Raw genomic sequence first — 17,155 nt, forward strand, 5'->3', positions numbered from 1 at the left:
CGTGGACATCGACGTGAAGCTCCTGAAGGGCTTGGCACAGGAGAAGGAAATCTCCTTCGAGATGCTGGTCGAGGCGATCGAGTCGGCCCTCCTCATCGCGTACCACCGGACCCCCGACGCCCGTCGCCACGCGCGCGTGGAGCTGAACCGGGCCACCGGTCACGTGACGGTGTGGGCGAAGGAGGACCCCTCCGACCTGGAGGAGGGCCAGGAGCCCAAGGACTTCGACGACACCCCGTCGGACTTCGGCAGGATCGCGGCGAGCACCGCCCGTCAGGTCATCCAGCAGCGTCTGCGGGACGCCGAGAACGACGTGACCTTCGGCGAGTACGCGCGCCGTGAGGGCGATGTCGTCGCCGGTGTGGTGCAGCAGGGCAAGGACCCGAAGAACGTCCTGGTCCGCCTGGACGACAAGCTGGAGGCCATCCTCCCGGTCCAGGAGCAGGTGCCGGGCGAGGACTACACGCACGGCCTGCGCCTGCGGACGTACGTCGTCCGGGTGGCGAAGGGTGTCCGCGGTCCGTCCGTCACCCTTTCGCGCACGCACCCCAACCTGGTGAAGAAGCTCTTCGCCCTGGAGGTGCCGGAGATCGCCGACGGTTCGGTCGAGATCGCGGCGATCGCCCGTGAGGCCGGTCACCGCACGAAGATCGCCGTCCGTTCCACCCGTTCGGGCCTGAACCCCAAGGGCGCCTGCATCGGCCCGATGGGCAGCCGCGTCCGCAACGTGATGGCGGAGCTGCTCGGCGAGAAGATCGACATCGTCGACTGGTCGGACGACCCGGCCGAGATGGTGGCGAACGCGCTCTCCCCGGCGCGGGTCTCCAAGGTCGAGGTCGTCGACATGGCCGCCCGCTCCGCGCGGGTGACGGTGCCGGACTACCAGCTGTCGCTGGCGATCGGCAAGGAGGGCCAGAACGCCCGCCTCGCCGCGCGTCTCACCGGCTGGCGGATCGACATCCGTCCGGACACCGAGCCGGCGGAGCCCCAGGACTGAGACCGTTTTTGGCCAACAACTGTTCGATTCTTGCCCCAAACAGGTGAGGTCGGTACGGGGAGGTAGACTTAATCGTGTCTGGCCGGACGCATGCCTGCGCGTGCCCTGAGCGAACCTGCGTGGGATGCCGGGAGCGAGCGGCCAAGAGCGATCTGCTGCGGATCGTGATGGATAAGGACGAGTGCGTTCCTGATCATCGCGGTACGCTGCCCGGCCGGGGTGCGTACCTGCACCCCGCCGTGGCTTGTCTCGATCTGGCGGTCCGCCGCCGAGCGTTCCCGAGGGCCTTCAAGGTCCAGGGGCCGCTCGAAACAGCGGAACTACGTCATCACATCGAACAGCCGGCACCGCAGTGAACAAGAAGTACGGCACGGAACACCGTGCGGTCAGGTACCTCGCGAGTTGGAAGTAGGTCGAGATTGCGATGAGCACTCGATGAGTACGCGATGAGTACGCCCATGAAGTAGCGACGGTCCGGCGGTAACCCGGACCTCACAAAGGAGCAAAGTGGCTAAGGTCCGGGTATACGAACTCGCCAAGGAGTTCGGTGTGGAGAGCAAGGTCGTCATGGCCAAGCTCCAAGAACTCGGTGAATTCGTCCGTTCGGCGTCCTCGACGATCGAGGCGCCGGTCGTGCGCAAGTTGACTGACGCTTTGCAGGGTCCCGGCGGCAACGCCGGCAAGACCGCTGCCAAGCCCGGCGCGCCCCGCAAGGCGGCGCCCTCCCCCGCGGCGCCGTCTCCGGCCGCCGCGGCTCGTCCCGCTGCCCCGAAGCCCGGCGCCCCGGCCCCCAAGCCGGCCCCCGCCGCGCCTGCGGCCCCGGTCACGCCGGCCGCGCCCGCGAGCAGCACCCCCTCTCCGGCTCCGGCCGCCTCGGGCCCCCGCCCGGGCCCGAAGCCCGCGCCCAAGCCGGTCACCCCGGCTCCGGCCGCACCGGAGTTCACCGCGCCTCCGTCGGCTCCCGCCGCCGGTCCGCGTCCCGGTGGCTCCGCCCAGGGTCCCCGTCCCACCGGCGAGCGCCCCGCCCGCCCGGGTCAGGGTTCCCCCCGCCCGCAGGGCCAGGAGCGCCAGGGTGCTCCGCGCCCCGGCGGCCAGCAGGCCCCCCGTCCGGGCGGTGCCCGCCCGGCCGGTCCCCGTCCGGGCAACAACCCCTTCACCTCGGGTGGCTCCACCGGAATGGCGCGCCCGCAGGCGCCCCGTCCGGGTGGCGGCGCTCCCCGTCCCGGCGGCCCCGGTGCCGTTCCGGGCGCCCCGCGTCCGCAGGGTGGCCCCGGTGGCGCCCCGCGTCCGCAGGGTCAGGGCGGTGCCCGTCCCACCCCCGGTGGCATGCCTCGTCCGCAGGCTCCCCGTCCGGGCGGCGCGCCCGGCGGTAACCGTCCGAACCCGGGCATGATGCCGCAGCGTCCCGCTGCCGGCCCGCGTCCCGGCCCCGGCGGTCGTGGCCCCGGTGGCCCCGGCGGTCGTCCGGGTGGTCCCGGCGGTGGCGGCGGCGGTCGTCCCGGCTTCGCCGGTCGTCCGGCCGGTCCCGGCGGTGGCGGCGGCGGCTTCGCCGGTCGTCCCGGTGGTCCCGGTGGCGGCGGCGGTCGTCCGGGTGGTCCCGGCGGCGGTGGCGGCGGCTTCGGCGGTCGTCCCGGTGGCTTCGGTGGCCGTCCCGGCGGTCCGGGTGGCCGTGGTGGCACGCAGGGCGCCTTCGGTCGTCCCGGCGGTCCCGCGCGTCGTGGTCGCAAGTCGAAGCGTCAGAGGCGCCAGGAGTACGAGGCCATGCAGGCCCCGTCCGTGGGCGGCGTGATGCTTCCCCGCGGTGGCGGCGAGGTCATCCGCCTGTCGCGCGGTGCCTCCCTCACCGACTTCGCCGAGAAGATCGGCGCCAACCCGGCGTCGCTCGTCGCGGTGATGATGAACCTCGGCGAGATGGTCACGGCGACGCAGTCCGTCTCCGACGACACGCTGCAGATGCTCGGCGACGAGATGAACTACCAGGTTCAGATCGTCTCCCCGGAGGAGGAGGACCGCGAGCTCCTCGAGTCCTTCGACATCGAGTTCGGCGAGGACGAGGGCGGCGAAGAGGCTCTTGTCTCCCGTCCGCCGGTCGTCACCGTCATGGGTCACGTCGACCACGGAAAGACCCGACTGCTCGACGCGATCCGCAAGACGAACGTCGTCGCGGGCGAGGCCGGTGGCATCACCCAGCACATCGGTGCCTACCAGGTGGGTACCGAGGTCAACGGCGAAGAGCGTCGCATCACCTTCATCGACACCCCGGGTCACGAGGCGTTCACCGCCATGCGTGCCCGTGGTGCGAAGTCGACCGACATCGCGATCCTCGTGGTCGCGGCCAACGACGGCGTCATGCCGCAGACGATCGAGGCGCTCAACCACGCCAAGGCCGCCGGCGTCCCGATCGTCGTCGCGGTCAACAAGATCGACGTCGAGGGTGCGGACCCGACCAAGGTCCGCGGTCAGCTGACCGAGTTCGGTCTGGTGGCCGAGGAGTACGGCGGCGACACGATGTTCGTCGACATCTCCGCCAAGCAGGGTCTGCACATCGACTCCCTGCTGGAGGCCGTGATCCTCACCGCCGACGCCTCGCTCGACCTTCGGGCCAACCCGAACCAGGACGCGCAGGGTATTGCGATCGAGTCCCACCTCGACCGCGGTCGCGGTGCCGTCTCGACCGTCCTGGTCCAGCGCGGAACGCTGCGCATCGGCGACACCGTGGTGGTCGGCGACGCGTACGGCCGCGTCCGGGCGATGCTCGACGACAAGGGCAACAACGTCGAGGAGGCGACCCCGTCGACTCCCGTCCTGGTGCTCGGTCTCACCAACGTGCCGGGTGCCGGCGACAACCTCCTGGTCGTCGACGAGGACCGTACGGCCCGCCAGATCGCCGAGAAGCGCGCTGCGCGTGAGCGCAACGCCGCCTTCGCCAAGCGCGTCCGCCGGGTGTCCCTCGAGGACCTCGACAAGGTGCTCAAGGCCGGTCTGGTCCAGGAACTCAACCTCATCATCAAGGGCGACGCGTCCGGTGCGGTCGAGGCCCTCGAAGCCTCGCTGCTCCAGCTCGACGTCGGTGAAGAGGTCGACATCCGGGTCCTGCACCGCGGTGTGGGTGCGGTCACCGAGTCCGACATCGACCTGGCGATGGGCTCCGACGCCATCGTCATCGGCTACAACGTCCGTGCGGCCGGCCGTGCCGCGCAGATGGCGGAGCGCGAGGGCGTCGACGTCCGGTACTACTCGGTGATCTACCAGGCCATCGAGGAGATCGAGGCGGCCCTGAAGGGTCTCCTCAAGCCGGAGTACGAAGAGGTCGAGCTCGGTACGGCGGAGATCCGCGAGGTCTTCCGCTCGTCCAAGCTGGGCAACATCGCCGGTGTCCTCATCCGCTCCGGCGAGGTCAAGCGCAACACCAAGGCGCGCCTCGTCCGCGACGGCAAGGTCATCGCCGAGGACCTCACGATCCACGGTCTGCGCCGCTTCAAGGACGACGTCACCGAGATCCGCGAAGGCTTCGAGGGCGGTATCAACCTCGGAAACTTCAACGACATCAAGATCGACGACGTCATCGCGACGTACGAGATGCGCGAGAAGCCGCGCGCCTGATCGCGTCCGATCGCAGCACTGAGTCGGGGCCGGTCGGCGGAACTTATTCCGTCGATCGGCCCCGGCCGTTGCGTGTACGGTTCTGGTGTCCCTGCCAAGCGACGGCGTGGCAGGCCACCGAACCCGAACCGGCGGGACATCCGGCACCACATGTACGTGGGGACTCTGTCCTTCGACCTGCTCCTCGGCGACGTTCATTCGTTGAAGGAGAAACGCTCCGTCGTCCGGCCCATCGTCGCCGAGCTCCAGCGCAAGTTCTCCGTGAGCGCGGCCGAGGTGGGCGACCAGGACCTCCATCGCAGGGCCCGGCTGGGCGTCGCGCTGGTGGCCGGGGACGCGGGGTTCGTATCGGACGTGCTCGACCGCTGTGAGCGGCTCGTCGCCGCACGCCCGGAGGTGGAGCTGCTTTCGGTGCGCCGCAGGCTCCACACTGATGAAGACTGATTTGAGCAAGGCAAAGAAGGAGAAGGACCAGTGGCCGACAACGCGCGGGCGAAGAAGCTGGCAGACCTCATCCGGGAGGTGGTCGCCGAGAAGCTGCAGCGCGGCATCAAGGACCCCCGCCTGGGTACGCACGTGACCATCACGGACACCCGCGTCACCGGCGACCTGCGGGAGGCCACGGTCTTCTACACGGTCTACGGCGACGACGAGGAGCGCGCGAGCGCCGCGGCCGGCCTGGAGAGCGCCAAGGGCATCCTCCGTTCTGCCGTGGGCCGGGCGGCGGGAACCAAGTTCACCCCGACCCTGACCTTCGTGGCCGACGCCCTCCCGGAGAACGCCAAGACGATCGAGGACCTCCTCGACAAGGCGCGTGCCTCCGACGCCCAGGTGCGGGAGGCGTCCTCGGGCGCCGCCTTCGCGGGCGAGGCCGACCCCTACAAGAAGCCGGGCGAGGACGAAGCCGCCGAATGAGCACCGTAGAGAAGACGCCCGACGGCCTTGTCATCGTCGACAAGCCGTCGGGCTTCACTTCGCACGACGTCGTGGCCAAGATGCGCGGGATCGCCAGGACCCGCCGCGTCGGCCACGCCGGCACGCTCGACCCCATGGCCACGGGCGTCCTCGTCCTCGGCGTGGAGCGGGCCACCAAGCTCCTCGGTCACCTCGCGCTGACCGAGAAGGAGTACCTGGGCACCATCCGCCTGGGCCAGACGACGATCACCGACGACGCCGAGGGCGAGATCACGGCGTCGGTCGACGCTTCGAAGGTCACCCGCGAGCAGATCGACGCGGGCGTCGCCGAGCTGACCGGCGCCATCATGCAGGTGCCGTCGAAGGTCTCCGCGATCAAGATCGACGGCAAGCGGTCCTACGCGCGCGTGCGGGGCGGCGAGGAGTTCGAGATCCCGGCCCGCCCGGTCACCGTCTCCTCCTTCCGGGTGTACGACGTCCGCGAGGCGACCGCCGAGGACGGCACGCCCGTCGTCGACCTGGTCGTGTCGGTCGTCTGCTCCTCCGGTACGTACATCCGGGCGCTCGCCCGGGACCTCGGCGCCGGCCTCGGCGTCGGCGGCCACCTGACCGCGCTGCGCCGCACCCGGGTCGGCCCGTACAGGCTGGACTCCGCGAGGACCCTGGACCAGCTCCAGGAGGACCTCACGGTCATGCCGGTCGCCGAGGCGGCCGCTGCGGCGTTCCCGCGCTGGGACGTCGACGAGAAGCGGGCCAAGCTGCTGCTCAACGGCGTCCGCCTGGAGATGCCGGAGTACCCGAAGGGGGCCGTCGCGGTCTTCGGACCCGGGGGGAAGCTCCTGGCGCTCGTCGAGGACCAGCGGGGCAAGGCGAAGAGCCTCGCCGTCTTCGGCTGAGCGAAGAACTCCGTCGTGGGGCGGGCACGCACGCGCGTGCCCGCCCCACCCCTTTCCCCCCTCGGTTTCCCCCGCACCATCCCTGTCCCGCCGAGCCGCCGAAATTCACCCCATCAGGGAGGCGCTCGGAGTGAACGGGGGAGTGTCGGGGGGCGCGTTTCCCTGTGAGCGCCTCCGGGTGATCACCGGCCGCCTACCGTCGACCCCATGGGAAGCGGGGACCTGGCGACGCTGGTGCGCATCTGCGATCCGGCGGGCCGGCCACGCGGCACCGGTTTCCTCGCCGACCACCACGGAACGGTGGTCACCAGCCACGAAGCCGTCGACGGGCTCAGCCGCGTCGTCCTGCACGCCCCCGGGGGCCGGAGCTGGCTCGCCGAGGCCGAGGCCGTCACCCCCCTGCCCGAGAGCGGCCTCGCGCTCGTACGGACCGAAGGACTCGGCGGCCGGCCGCTGCCGCTCGCGACCCGGCCCGAGATCGAACCCGGCACCTACGTGCGGATCGCCGCCCAGGGCTGGCGCGAGGCCCGCGTCCTCGGCCCCGCCTCTGTCACGTACACCGCCGCCGACCGCTTCCACGCCCTCGCCGACGCCCTCGAACTGGCCATCGGCACCGAGGGCGCCGAGGCGCTCCGGCGCGGCGGACAGGCCGCCGGCGGCCCCGTCCTCGACACCGTCACCGGCACCGTCCTCGCCGTCCTCGGCACCACGCTGCGCGGCGACCGCCGGGCCGCCGGGTACGCCGTACCGCTGAGGCCCGCCGGGCCGCTCACCGCCCTCCTGCGGCGCAACGCCGCCACCGTCCCCGCCTACGGCCCCGACCTCAACCTCGCCGCGATCCTGGAGCTCACCGCCACCTCCACCGGACCCGTACGGGAGCCCGACCCCTGGCCCGAACCCGTCGAACGCCCCGACTGCGTCCGCGAGTTCGCCCGCTTCACCGCCGGTCACTCCCCCGTCCTCGCCCTCGTCGGCGCCCCCGGCACCGGCCGCACCACCGCCCTCGCAGCGCTCTGCGCCCGCCGCGCCCGGGGCGTGGCCCCCGCCCCCACCGTCCGGCTGCGCGGGGCCGACCTGCGCGCCGAGGACCGCTCGCTCGCCGACGCCGTCGGCCGCGCCCTGCACCAGGCCGGCCGGATCGTCGCCGCGTCCGGGGCGCTCGGCGACACCACGACCGCCACCCCGGAGCGCGCCGCCGCCCTCGCCCGGGATGCGGGCCGGCCGCTCCTCGTCGTCCTCGACGGCCCCGAGGAGATGCCGCCCCTCCTCGCCCACCGGCTCGCCGACTGGAGCACGGCCACCGAGCGGTGGCTACGCACCCACCAGGCCCACCTCGTCACCGCCTGCCGCCCCGAGCACTGGGAACAGGCCGGCGCGCTCTACACCCCGGGCGCCCTGCACCGCCCGGCGCGGGACCCCGGCTCCGCCGACGGGCTCCCCGCCGCCGTCGTCCTCGGGCCGTACTCCGCGACGGAGGCCCGTGCCGTACGGGAGGGGTACGGGATCGGGGAGGCGGACCTCGCCCCGGCGGACGCCCGGCACCCGCTCGCCCTGCGCCTGCTCGCCGAGGTGCGGGCCGCGCTGCCGGGCGAGGTGCCGGGGCGCCCCGGGCGCGAGGAGATCTTCACGGCCTACCTCGACCTGGTGTGCCTACGGGCCGCCGTCCGGATCGCCGCGGGCGCCCGGCCCCTCGTCCGGGGGACGGCCGTCCGCCGGCTCGCCGCGCGCGTGACCGGCCGGGTGCACGAGGCGGCCCGCCGGTGCCTCGGCCCCGGCCACGGCGTCCTCGACCGGGACTCCTTCGAGGAACTGTTCCCCTGGCGGGAGGGCTGGGCCCCGGCCGTCCTCACCGAGGGCCTCCTCGTCCCGGCCGGCTCCGGCTACCGCTTCGCCCACGAAGAACTCGCCGACTGGGTCCAGGCGTCCCACCTGGACCTGGACACGGCGCTCGACGCCCTGGTCCACGGCCGCGGCGAGACCCCGCCGGGAGGCCCCGAGGACGCCCCCGGAACGAGACCGCCCTCCCCGCCGACCGGGCCCCACGCCGCCGGTCCGGGGGTACCGGCCGGGTCTCCGCGGCCCGGCCCGGTGGGCGCCGCACCCGGTGCGGACACCCCGCCGGGCACCCCCGGCGCTCCGGGCGGGCCCCGCGGCCCCGGCGTGCCGCCGGCACCCGCGCCGGCCGCCACCACCGGAGGATCCGCCGGGCCCAGGGCAGGCGCCCGGGAGCCCCACTCCGTCCCCCGCCAACGGGACCCGGAGGCGCGGGGGACCGGCGGGCAGCCGCCCGTTCCCCGGCACCGGATCGGGCCCGTGCTCCAGGCACTGCTGCTGCTCCACCGGGAGCAGGGACCCGACGGGCTCGGGCCCCGGCTCGCCGCGCTCGCCGAGGCGCTCGGGCGGTTCGCCGCCGAGGGACCCGGCGGGGACAGGGCCTGGTGGGCCGCCCGGCTGTTCCGGGAGAGCGTGCGGCGGGTGCCGGACCCGCGGCCCTACCTGCCCGCCCTGCGGCTGCTCGCCGACCTCGTCGGGGCCCGCCGGGAACCGCACCCGGTCTTCGCCCCCTTCGGGCCCGCGTTCTGGCTGGCCCTGCCGCTCGGCGAGGACGAGCGGATCGACCTGCTGCGCCGCCTCGTCCCCGCCGACCCGCCGCCGGGTGCCGCACCCCGCGGGGACCGCAGCCTCGACGCCGTCGCCGAGCGGCTCGTCGCCGACCCCAGGGGCGTCCAGCCGCTCCTCTGCCGCTGGTTCGGCGACGACAGGCCCGCCGTCGCCACCGCCGCCCAGACCCTCCTGCACACCCACCGGCGGCTCGCCGTCGACGACCTGTGCGAGGCGCTCGTCGCCACCGCCCACCCGCTCGCCGACGCCCTCCTCGCCGCGCTCGCCGAGGACGAGCCCTCCGCGCTCTGCCGGGCCGTCGACCGCTGGGCCCACGACGACGGGCGCCCGGAGCGGCGCGTCGCCGCGGCCGCGTACGGACACCTGGTCGCCCGGCACGCCACCACCTCCGCCGACCGCGAGCTCCTCCGCTACGCCGCCCTCGCCCTGCTCGCCCGCCCCGGGGACCAGGCCCTCCACGGCGCCGCCCTCGGCCTCCTCGTCCGCGACCCGCACAGCCGCGCCCGCCACCTGCCCCGCGCACTGGCCGAGCCCCAGGTGCCCGCCACCGCCCTCGCCGAGGCCCTCGCCACCCACCCCGAGGAGGTCCTCGGCGCCTTCCGGGCCAGGCTGCAGGGCGGCGGCGAGGCGCCCGCCGCCGCCCTGCGGGCCCTCGCCGAGGTCGACGCGCCCGCCCTCGCCCGCCGGATCGCCGCCCTCGTCCGCGACCACGCCGCCCGCCACCCCGAGGCCGCCCCGCTCGTCGCCGCCTTCGTCGACCGCCGCCTCGAGGACGGCCCGGCGGCGAGGGCGGTCCTCTTCCCCCTGGTCACCGGGCTGATCCGGGGCCGCCCCGTGCCGCTCAGGCGTGCCCTCGCGCCCGTCCTCGCGGCCCCCGGCACCGGGGCCTCCCGCCATCTGCGGGCCGAGCTGCTCGACGTACTCCTCGAGCACGAGCGGTACGAGGCCGAGGCCGGGGAGCAGGCCGTCCTCGAGGCCCTCCTGCGGGCCGCGGCGGAGGGTGCGGAGCGACGCAGCGTGCCGCGCACCCGGGAGCTCACGCACCGGGTCGGCGCGCTGTGCGCCCGTACCCCCGAGGGCGCCTGGCGGTTCGACCGGGCCCTGTCCGGTGCCGTCCGCGAGCTGCCCGCCTTCACGGAGCTCCTCGCCGGCTGGATCGTCGCCGCCCCGGGAGACTGGGCGCCGCTGCTCGGCCCGGAGACCGTTCAGGCCCTGCGGAGTCCCGGCACTGCCATGCCGATGCGTACCGACGGCCGTGGACATGGCAGTCTTAGACCTGCGTAAGGCGAACAGGGCGAACAGGCGGACGAGGAGCGGTCACAGTGCAGCGCTGGCGTGGCTTGGAGGACATTCCCCAGGACTGGGGACGCAGCGTCGTCACCATCGGCTCCTACGACGGGGTGCACCGCGGGCACCAGCTGATCATCGGGCGTGCCGTCGAGCGCGCCCGTGAGCTGGGTGTCCCCTCCGTCGTCGTCACCTTCGACCCGCACCCCTCCGAGGTCGTGCGGCCCGGCAGCCACCCGCCGCTGCTCGCCCCGCACCACCGGCGGGCCGAGCTGATCGCGGAGCTGGGCGTGGACGCGGTGCTCGTGCTGCCGTTCACCGCCGAGTTCTCGCAGCTGTCCCCGGCCGACTTCATCGTGAAGGTGCTCGTCGACAAGCTGCACGCGAAGGCCGTCATCGAGGGCCCCAACTTCCGCTTCGGGCACCGGGCCGCGGGCAACGTCGCGTTCCTGACCGAGCTCGGCGCCACCTACGACTACGAGGTCGAGGTCATCGACCTGTACGTCAGCGGGGCCGCCGGCGGCGGCCAGCCCTTCTCCTCCACCCTCACCCGCCGCCTCGTCGCCGAGGGCGACATGGCCGGCGCGGCCGAGATCCTCGGCCGCCCGCACCGGGTCGAGGGCATCGTCGTCCGCGGCGCCCAGCGCGGCCGTGAGCTCGGCTTCCCGACGGCCAACGTCGAGACCCTGCCCCACACCGCGATCCCGGCGGACGGCGTGTACGCGGGCTGGCTGACGGCCGCGGGGGAGCGGATGCCGGCGGCGATCTCGGTCGGCACCAACCCGCAGTTCGACGGCACGGAGCGGACCGTCGAGGCGTACGCGATCGACCGCGAGGGCCTCGACCTGTACGGACTGCACGTGGCCGTGGACTTCCTGGCGTACGTGCGCGGCATGCTCAAGTTCGACACGCTGGACGATCTGCTGCAGGCGATGGCGGGCGACGTGAAGCGCTGCCGGGAGCTGACGGAGGAGTACGACCGCGCCTGACACCCCGCCCGCGCCCGCGGCCGGGTGCGCCCGCGCCCGGGTGTGGGCACCGCCCGCAACGGGGCGCGCGGGCCCACAACGGGGCGGCTCAGGTCCGCGTCACCCAGTGGCACGCCACCGCCTGCTCCGCGCCGCCGTCCAGGACCGGCAGGTCCTCGCCGCGGCAGCGGTCCGCGACAGCCGCCGCCTCTCCCGAAAGGAGGAGCTGGCAGCGGGCGTGGAAACGGCAGCCCGACGGGATGCGGGCGGGGTCCGGCGGCTCGCCGGTCAGCACCACCGGGGCGCCCTCCGACTCGGGCAGCACCGACAACAGCGCACGTGTGTACGGATGCTGAGGGCTCGTCAGTACGGACTCCACCGTGCCGGTCTCCACGACCCGGCCCAGGTACATCACCGCCACCCGGTCCGCGATGTTCCACGCGAGCCCGAGGTCGTGCGTCACCACCAGCGCGGACAGGCCGAGCTCGTCGCGCAGCCGCAGCAGCAGAGCCAGGATCTCGCCCCGTACGGACGCGTCCAGGGAAGCCACCGGCTCGTCGGCGACGATCAGTTCGGGCTCCAGGACCAGCGCGCCCGCGATGACCACGCGCTGGCGCTGACCGCCCGACAGCTCGTGCGGGTAGCGCAGGAAGAAGCGCTCCGGGGGCCGCAGCCCGGCCCGGGAGAGGGCCTCGGCGACCGCCGTCCGCTCGTCCCCCGCGTAGCCGTGGATCCGCAGCCCCTCCGCCACCGCGTCGTACACGGTGTGCCGGGGGTTCAGCGAGCCGCTCGGGTCCTGGAGGACCAGCTGGGCCCGCTTCCGGTAGGCCCGGAGCGCTCCGGAGGAGTACGCGAGGGGCTGCCCGTCGAAGGCGACCGCGCCCGCCGTGGGCCGGACGAGGCCGAGCAGGGAGCGGGCCAGCGTCGTCTTGCCGCAGCCGGACTCGCCGACCAGAGCCACGATCTCGCCGGCGCCGATGTCCAGGTCCACGCCGTCCACCGCGCGGGCGGGCGGCGCGCCCCGCCGCCCCGGGAAGGTGACGTGCAGCCCGCGCGCCGACAGCAGGGGGCGTGCGGGGGCCTCGGTGCTCATGACGTGCTCCCCACGTGTACGCAGGCGGCCCGACGCCCCGCGCCCGCCTCCCGCAGTTCCTGATCGAGCTCCGCGCAGGCGTCCACCGCCACCGGGCAGCGCGGATGGAAGGTGCAGCCGCCGGGCAGGTCCGCCGGGTCCGGCGGGTCGCCGGGCAGGCCGCGCGGCGCCCGCCGGGACGCGAGGTCCCCGATGCGGGGGAACGCCGAGGACAGCGCCCGCCCGTACGGGTGCTCGGCCGCCTCGTACACCGCCCGGGCGGGTCCCTCCTCGACGACCCGGCCCGCGTACATCACGGCGAGCCGGTCGCAGGTGTCGGCGAGGACCGCCAGGTCGTGGCTGATCATCAGGAGGCTGATGGACTGCTCGGCGACGAGCCGCTCGATCAGCCGCAGGATCTGCGCCTGGATCATCACGTCGAGCGCGGTCGTCGGCTCGTCCGCGACGATCAGGCGCGGGTCGCAGGCGAGTGCCATCGCGATCATCACGCGCTGCCGCTGCCCGCCGGACAGCTCGTGCGGATAGGCGGCGGCCCGGGCGGCCGGGAGTCCGACGTGTTCGAGCAGCTCACCGACCCGGGTGCGGGCCACCGCGGGGGTCGCCCGGCCGTGCACGAGCAGCGGCTCGGCGATCTGCTCCCCGATGCGGTGCACCGCGTTCAGCGAGTGCATCGCGCCCTGGAAGACGATCGACGCGCCCGCCCAGCGCACCGCCCGCAGGCGGCCCCACGACATGGCGAGGACGTCGTCGCCGTCGAGCAGGATCTCGCCCTCGATCCGCGCCGAGGCCGGGAGCAGCCGCAGCAGCGCCAGCGCGAGCGTGGACTTGCCGCAGCCCGACTCGCCGGCTACGCCCAGCTTGGTCCCCGGCTGCAGGGTCAGGTCGACCCCGCGCACGGCGGGCACGGCGCTCACGCCCGAGCCGTACGTCACCCTCAGGTCCCGCACCTCCAGGAGGCTCATCGCCCCACCCCCAGCTTCGGGTTCAGTACGGATTCCACGGCCCGGCCGCACAGCGTGAACGCGAGCGCGACCAGGGCGATCGCGATCCCGGGCGGGGCCAGGTACCACCAGTGCCCGGAGGAGACGGCGCCCGCCTCCCGGGCGTCCTGGAGCATCCCGCCCCACGAGACCACCGTGGGGTCGCCGAGGCCGAGGAAGGCGAGGGTCGCCTCGGTGAGGATGGCGGTCGAGATGCCGAGGGTGGTCTGCGCGAGCACCAGCGGCATCACGTTCGGCAGCACGTGCCGCGTCATGACGTGCCGGTGCCCGCCGCCCAGGGCGGTCGCCCGTTCGATGTACGGGCGGGACTCCACCGCGATGGTCTGCGCCCGTACGAGGCGGGCGGTGGTCGGCCAGGAGGTCACGCCGATCGCCAGGACCACCGTCCACATCGACCGGGACATGACCGTGGCGAGGACGATCGCGAGCACCAGCGTCGGCATCACCAGGAACCAGTCGGTGATCCGCATGACGACGGTCGAGAACCAGCCTCCGTAGTGCCCGGCGACGATGCCCACCAGGGTTCCGATGGCGACCGAGAGCGTCGCCGCGAGCAGCCCGACGAGCAGCGAGATCCGGGCGCCCCAGATCAGCAGGCCGAGCAGGGAGCGCCCGAACTGGTCGGTGCCGAGCGGGAACTCGGCGCTCGGCGGCTCCAGGGCCGTGCCCGGCGCCTCCGTGACCGACTGCACGTCGGAGCCGACGATCAGCGGCGCGGCGAGCGCGAGCAGGGCGATCAGGGCGAGGCCGACGAGACCGTACAGCCCCGCGCGGTGGGTCCGGTACGACGTCCAGAAGCGCGCGGCCGAACCCTTGCGGCGCTCCCATGCGAGAGAGGTCATCGGCCCACCCGGGGGTCGAGCAGCGGATAGAGCAGGTCGGCGATCAGGTTCATAAGGATCATCGCGCCGGCGAAGACCACGAACAGGCCCTGCACGAGCGGCAGATCGGGCACGCTCAGCGCCTGGTAGAAGAGTCCGCCGAGCCCCGGCCAGGAGAACACCGTCTCCACCAGGATCGATCCGGCCGCCACATGACCCAGGTTGATGAAGATCATGGTGACGGTCGGCAGCAGCGCGTTCGGCACGGCGTGCCGGCGCCGCACGGCGTCGTCCCGCAGGCCCTTGGCCCGTGCCGTCGTCAGGTAGTCGCCGCCCATCTCGTCGAGCAGCGAGGAGCGCATGACGAGGAGGGTCTGCGCGTAGCCGACGGCGACGAGCGTGACCACGGGCAGGACCAGGTGGTGGGCGACGTCCAGGACGTACGCGAAGCCGGTCTCGCCCGTCCCCGACTCCATGCCGCCGGTCGGGAACAGCCCCGGGATCGGGCCCATGCCCACCGAGAAGACGATGATGAGGAGCAGTCCGAGCCAGAAGGACGGCACCGACCACAGGGTCAGGGCGATCCCGGTGTTCAGCCGGTCGCCGAGTCCGCCGTGCCGCCAGGCCGAGCGGGTGCCCAGCCACAGCCCGAGTGCCGAGTAGATCACCACGGCCACCCCGGTGAGCAGCAGCGTCGCCGGGAGCTTCTCCGCGATGAGGTCCCCGACGGGGGCGCGGAACTGGAAGGAGGTGCCGAGGTCGCCGCTGAGCGCCTTCGCGCAGTAGTCGGTGAACTGCTGCCACAGCGGCAGGTCGAGACCGAACTGGCGTCGCAGTGTGGCGAGTTGTTCGGCCGAGGTGGGGACGCCGTGGGTCATCGCCTTCACCGGGTCACCGGGAATGATCCGGAAGAGGAAGAAGCTGGTGACCAGGACGGCGAGGAGCGAGACGAGCGCGCCGCCCAGCTTCCCCGCCGCGTGGCGGAGATAGCCGAGGGAGGAACCGGTGCGGTGTGCGCCGTCCGCGGCGCGGGCCTTCTCGGCCCGCGCCACGTCGGCGGGGGTGCTTGCCGTCGTCACGTACTACTCGCGGTCGTCGGCGGTGGAGCGGCGCCGCATCCCGAGGAACACGCCGGCGCCGACCACGACCACCACGGCCGCGACGATGCCGATGACCACTCCGGTGGACGAGCCGCCGTCGGAGTCCTCGGCCTGCGCCGTGGGCACGGCGGACCACCAGCTCCAGTAGCCGTCCTGGCCCCACAGGTTCCCCGCGGCCTCGGGCATGGTCGTGATGGACTTGATCTGGTCGGTGCGGTACGCCTCCAGGGCGTTCGGGTAGGCCATGACGTTCATGTACCCCGTGTCGTACAGCAGGGACTGCATCCGCTTCACGAGATCCGCCCGCTTGGCGGCGTCGTACTCCACCGCCTGCTGCGCGTAGAGCCCGTCGAACTGCTTGTCGCAGATGAAGTTGTCGGTGGCTCCGGAGTCCTTCGGGGTCGCCGGGAGGGTGCCGCAGGTGTGGATCGAGAGGACGTAGTCGGGGTCGGGGTTGACCGACCAGCCGTCGAAGGCGAGGTCGTAGTCGCCCTTGACCCAGGGGTCGGAGACGCTGTCCAGGCACTCGACCTTCAGGCCGATGCCGAGCTTGCCCCACCACTCCTGGAGGTACTTGCCGACCGCCTTGTCGTTGGGGTCGGTGGCGTGACAGAGGATCCGCAGGTCGAGCGGCTTGCCGTCCTTGCCGAGCCGCTTGCCGTCGGCGTTCTTCCGGTATCCGGCGGCGTCGAGGACCTTCTCCGCCGCGGCCGGGTCGTACGCGCGCTTCTGCGCGGTCTCCGGCTTCCAGAAGTACGAGCCGAAGCGCGGCGGGATGTACCCCTCGCCCTCGACGGCGTGGCCCTGGAAGACCTTGTCGACGAGCGTGGTGCGGTCGACGGCGAGGAAGAGCGCCTTGCGCACCTCCGGGTCGAGGAGCGCCTTGCTGCCGTTGCCGAAGGTCTTTCCGTCCTGGGCCTTCGCGCCCGGGTTGGTGGCGAGGGCGTAGAAGCGGCGGCCGGGGGCGTCGTTGACCTTGATGTCCTTCTGGGTCTTCAGCGCGGCGGCCTGGGCGGGCGTCAGGTTCGGTACGAAGGAGACCTCGCCCTTCTGCAGGGCGGCGACGGCGGCGTCGCCGTCCTTGTAGTACTTGAAGACCAGCTCGTCGAACTTGGGGGCGCCCCGCCAGAACTTCTTGTTCGGCTTGAGCTTGATGTACTGGTCGACCTTGAAGTCCGTGATGACGAAGGGCCCGTTCCCGACGATCGGGAAGGTCTTGTCGTTGTTGAACTTCGAGAAGTCGGTGACCTTCTCCCAGACGTGCTTCGGCACGATCGGCACGTCGAGGGCCGTCATCGTCGCCTGGGGCTTCTTCAGCCGGATGACCAGGGTCTGCGGGTCGGGTGCGGTGACCTCGGCGAAGTTGGCCGTGAAGCTGCCGTTGGCGGTGGCGGCGTTCGGGTCGGTCATCATCTTGTTGAAGGTCCAGGCCGCGTCCTCGGCGGTGGCCTGCTGCCCGTCGGACCAGGTCGAGTCCTTGCGGATCGTGTACGTCCACGTCAGCTTGTCGGCCGACGACGTCCACGCGGTCGCCAGACCCGGGACGGTGTGGGCGTCCTTCGGGTCGTAGTTGGTGAGGTACTCGTACGCCAGCCGGTGGATGCTGGTCGAGGTGAGCTTCTGGGCGAGGAACGGGCTCAGCGAGTCGATGCTCTGGGAGACGGCGACGGTGAGGGTGGTGCCGCCGGACTTCCCGTCCTCCGCCTGCGCGGTGCCGGGGACGACGACGAGGGAGCCGGCGGCGAGACCGGTGGCGAGCAGCAGGCGGACGGCTCTGCGGGCAGGGGTGGGACGGGGTGGAACCTTCGTGACCATGACCATGGGACGTGACCTCGCGTCGGAGTTTCTGTCG

13 protein-coding genes are annotated in these 17,155 nt (G+C 73.2%); 8 read left to right on the forward strand and 5 right to left on the reverse strand.

All coding sequences use genetic code 11. The features are described from left to right. Nucleotide 1 precedes the first annotated feature (1 nt). The 8 genes from nusA (at nt 2) to ACN9MM_RS28330 (ending at nt 11,309) form a co-directional block, all read left to right on the forward strand. On the forward strand, nt 2-997 hold the full coding sequence (nusA, locus tag ACN9MM_RS28295) for a transcription termination factor NusA (protein WP_426366498.1): 996 nt from the start codon (nt 2-4) through the stop codon (nt 995-997). A 74-nt stretch (nt 998-1,071) separates the two neighbouring features. Continuing rightward, on the forward strand, nt 1,072-1,353 hold the full coding sequence (locus ACN9MM_RS28300; protein WP_426366500.1) for a YlxR family protein: 282 nt from the start codon (nt 1,072-1,074) through the stop codon (nt 1,351-1,353). Nucleotides 1,354-1,504: 151 nt separating this feature from the next. Further along, nucleotides 1,505-4,600 (forward strand): translation initiation factor IF-2, encoded by a 3,096-nt coding sequence (gene infB / locus ACN9MM_RS28305; protein ID WP_426366501.1) that lies wholly within the window; start codon nt 1,505-1,507, stop codon nt 4,598-4,600. A gap of 150 nt (nt 4,601-4,750) precedes the next feature. After that, nucleotides 4,751-5,044 carry a DUF503 domain-containing protein gene (locus ACN9MM_RS28310; protein WP_362415579.1) on the forward strand — a complete coding sequence of 98 codons (294 nt, stop codon included), beginning with the start codon at nt 4,751-4,753 and terminating at the stop codon, nt 5,042-5,044. Nucleotides 5,045-5,074: 30 nt separating this feature from the next. After that, nucleotides 5,075-5,515 (forward strand): 30S ribosome-binding factor RbfA, encoded by a 441-nt coding sequence (rbfA, locus tag ACN9MM_RS28315; protein ID WP_329850685.1) that lies wholly within the window; start codon nt 5,075-5,077, stop codon nt 5,513-5,515. Next, the gene (gene truB, locus ACN9MM_RS28320; RefSeq protein ID WP_426366502.1) at nt 5,512-6,411 is read left to right on the forward strand and encodes a tRNA pseudouridine(55) synthase TruB; all 900 of its coding nucleotides are present in this window, start codon (nt 5,512-5,514) and stop codon (nt 6,409-6,411) included. The genes rbfA and truB overlap by 4 nt, the downstream gene beginning before the upstream one ends. Before the next feature lie 207 nt (nt 6,412-6,618). Then, nucleotides 6,619-10,317, forward strand: coding sequence for a trypsin-like peptidase domain-containing protein (locus tag ACN9MM_RS28325; protein WP_426366504.1), 3,699 nt, complete (start codon nt 6,619-6,621; stop codon nt 10,315-10,317). Nucleotides 10,318-10,355: 38 nt separating this feature from the next. Then, a complete protein-coding gene (locus ACN9MM_RS28330) occupies nt 10,356-11,309 on the forward strand; it encodes a bifunctional riboflavin kinase/FAD synthetase (RefSeq protein ID WP_426366505.1) in 954 nt (317 codons plus the stop codon). Between the two features lie 88 nt (nt 11,310-11,397). Here ACN9MM_RS28330 and ACN9MM_RS28335 read toward each other — a convergent pair whose 3' ends face one another. From ACN9MM_RS28335 to ACN9MM_RS28355, 5 genes are read right to left on the reverse strand one after another with little or no spacing between them, the layout of a single operon-like run. Continuing rightward, on the reverse strand, nt 11,398-12,381 hold the full coding sequence (locus ACN9MM_RS28335; RefSeq protein ID WP_426366506.1) for an ABC transporter ATP-binding protein: 984 nt from the start codon (nt 12,379-12,381) through the stop codon (nt 11,398-11,400). Beyond that, entirely contained in the window at nt 12,378-13,343 is a 966-nt protein-coding gene (locus ACN9MM_RS28340; RefSeq protein WP_426366507.1) for an ABC transporter ATP-binding protein, read from the reverse strand. The genes ACN9MM_RS28335 and ACN9MM_RS28340 overlap by 4 nt, the downstream gene beginning before the upstream one ends. Further along, nucleotides 13,340-14,224, reverse strand: a complete 885-nt coding sequence (locus tag ACN9MM_RS28345; protein WP_426366508.1) for an ABC transporter permease — start codon at nt 14,222-14,224, stop codon at nt 13,340-13,342. The genes ACN9MM_RS28340 and ACN9MM_RS28345 overlap by 4 nt, the downstream gene beginning before the upstream one ends. Next, nucleotides 14,221-15,282: an ABC transporter permease gene (locus ACN9MM_RS28350; RefSeq protein WP_426366509.1), complete on the reverse strand. Its 1,062-nt coding sequence runs from the start codon at nt 15,280-15,282 to the stop codon at nt 14,221-14,223. Before ACN9MM_RS28350 ends, ACN9MM_RS28345 begins: the two co-directional genes overlap by 4 nt. 3 nt (nt 15,283-15,285) lie before the next feature. Beyond that, complete coding sequence (locus tag ACN9MM_RS28355) at nt 15,286-17,118, reverse strand: ABC transporter substrate-binding protein (protein ID WP_426368848.1); 1,833 nt, start codon at nt 17,116-17,118, stop codon at nt 15,286-15,288. Nucleotides 17,119-17,155 lie beyond the last annotated feature (37 nt).

The organism is Streptomyces sp. E-08, assembly GCF_049913095.1.
In the GTDB taxonomy this organism is placed as follows: domain Bacteria; phylum Actinomycetota; class Actinomycetes; order Streptomycetales; family Streptomycetaceae; genus Streptomyces.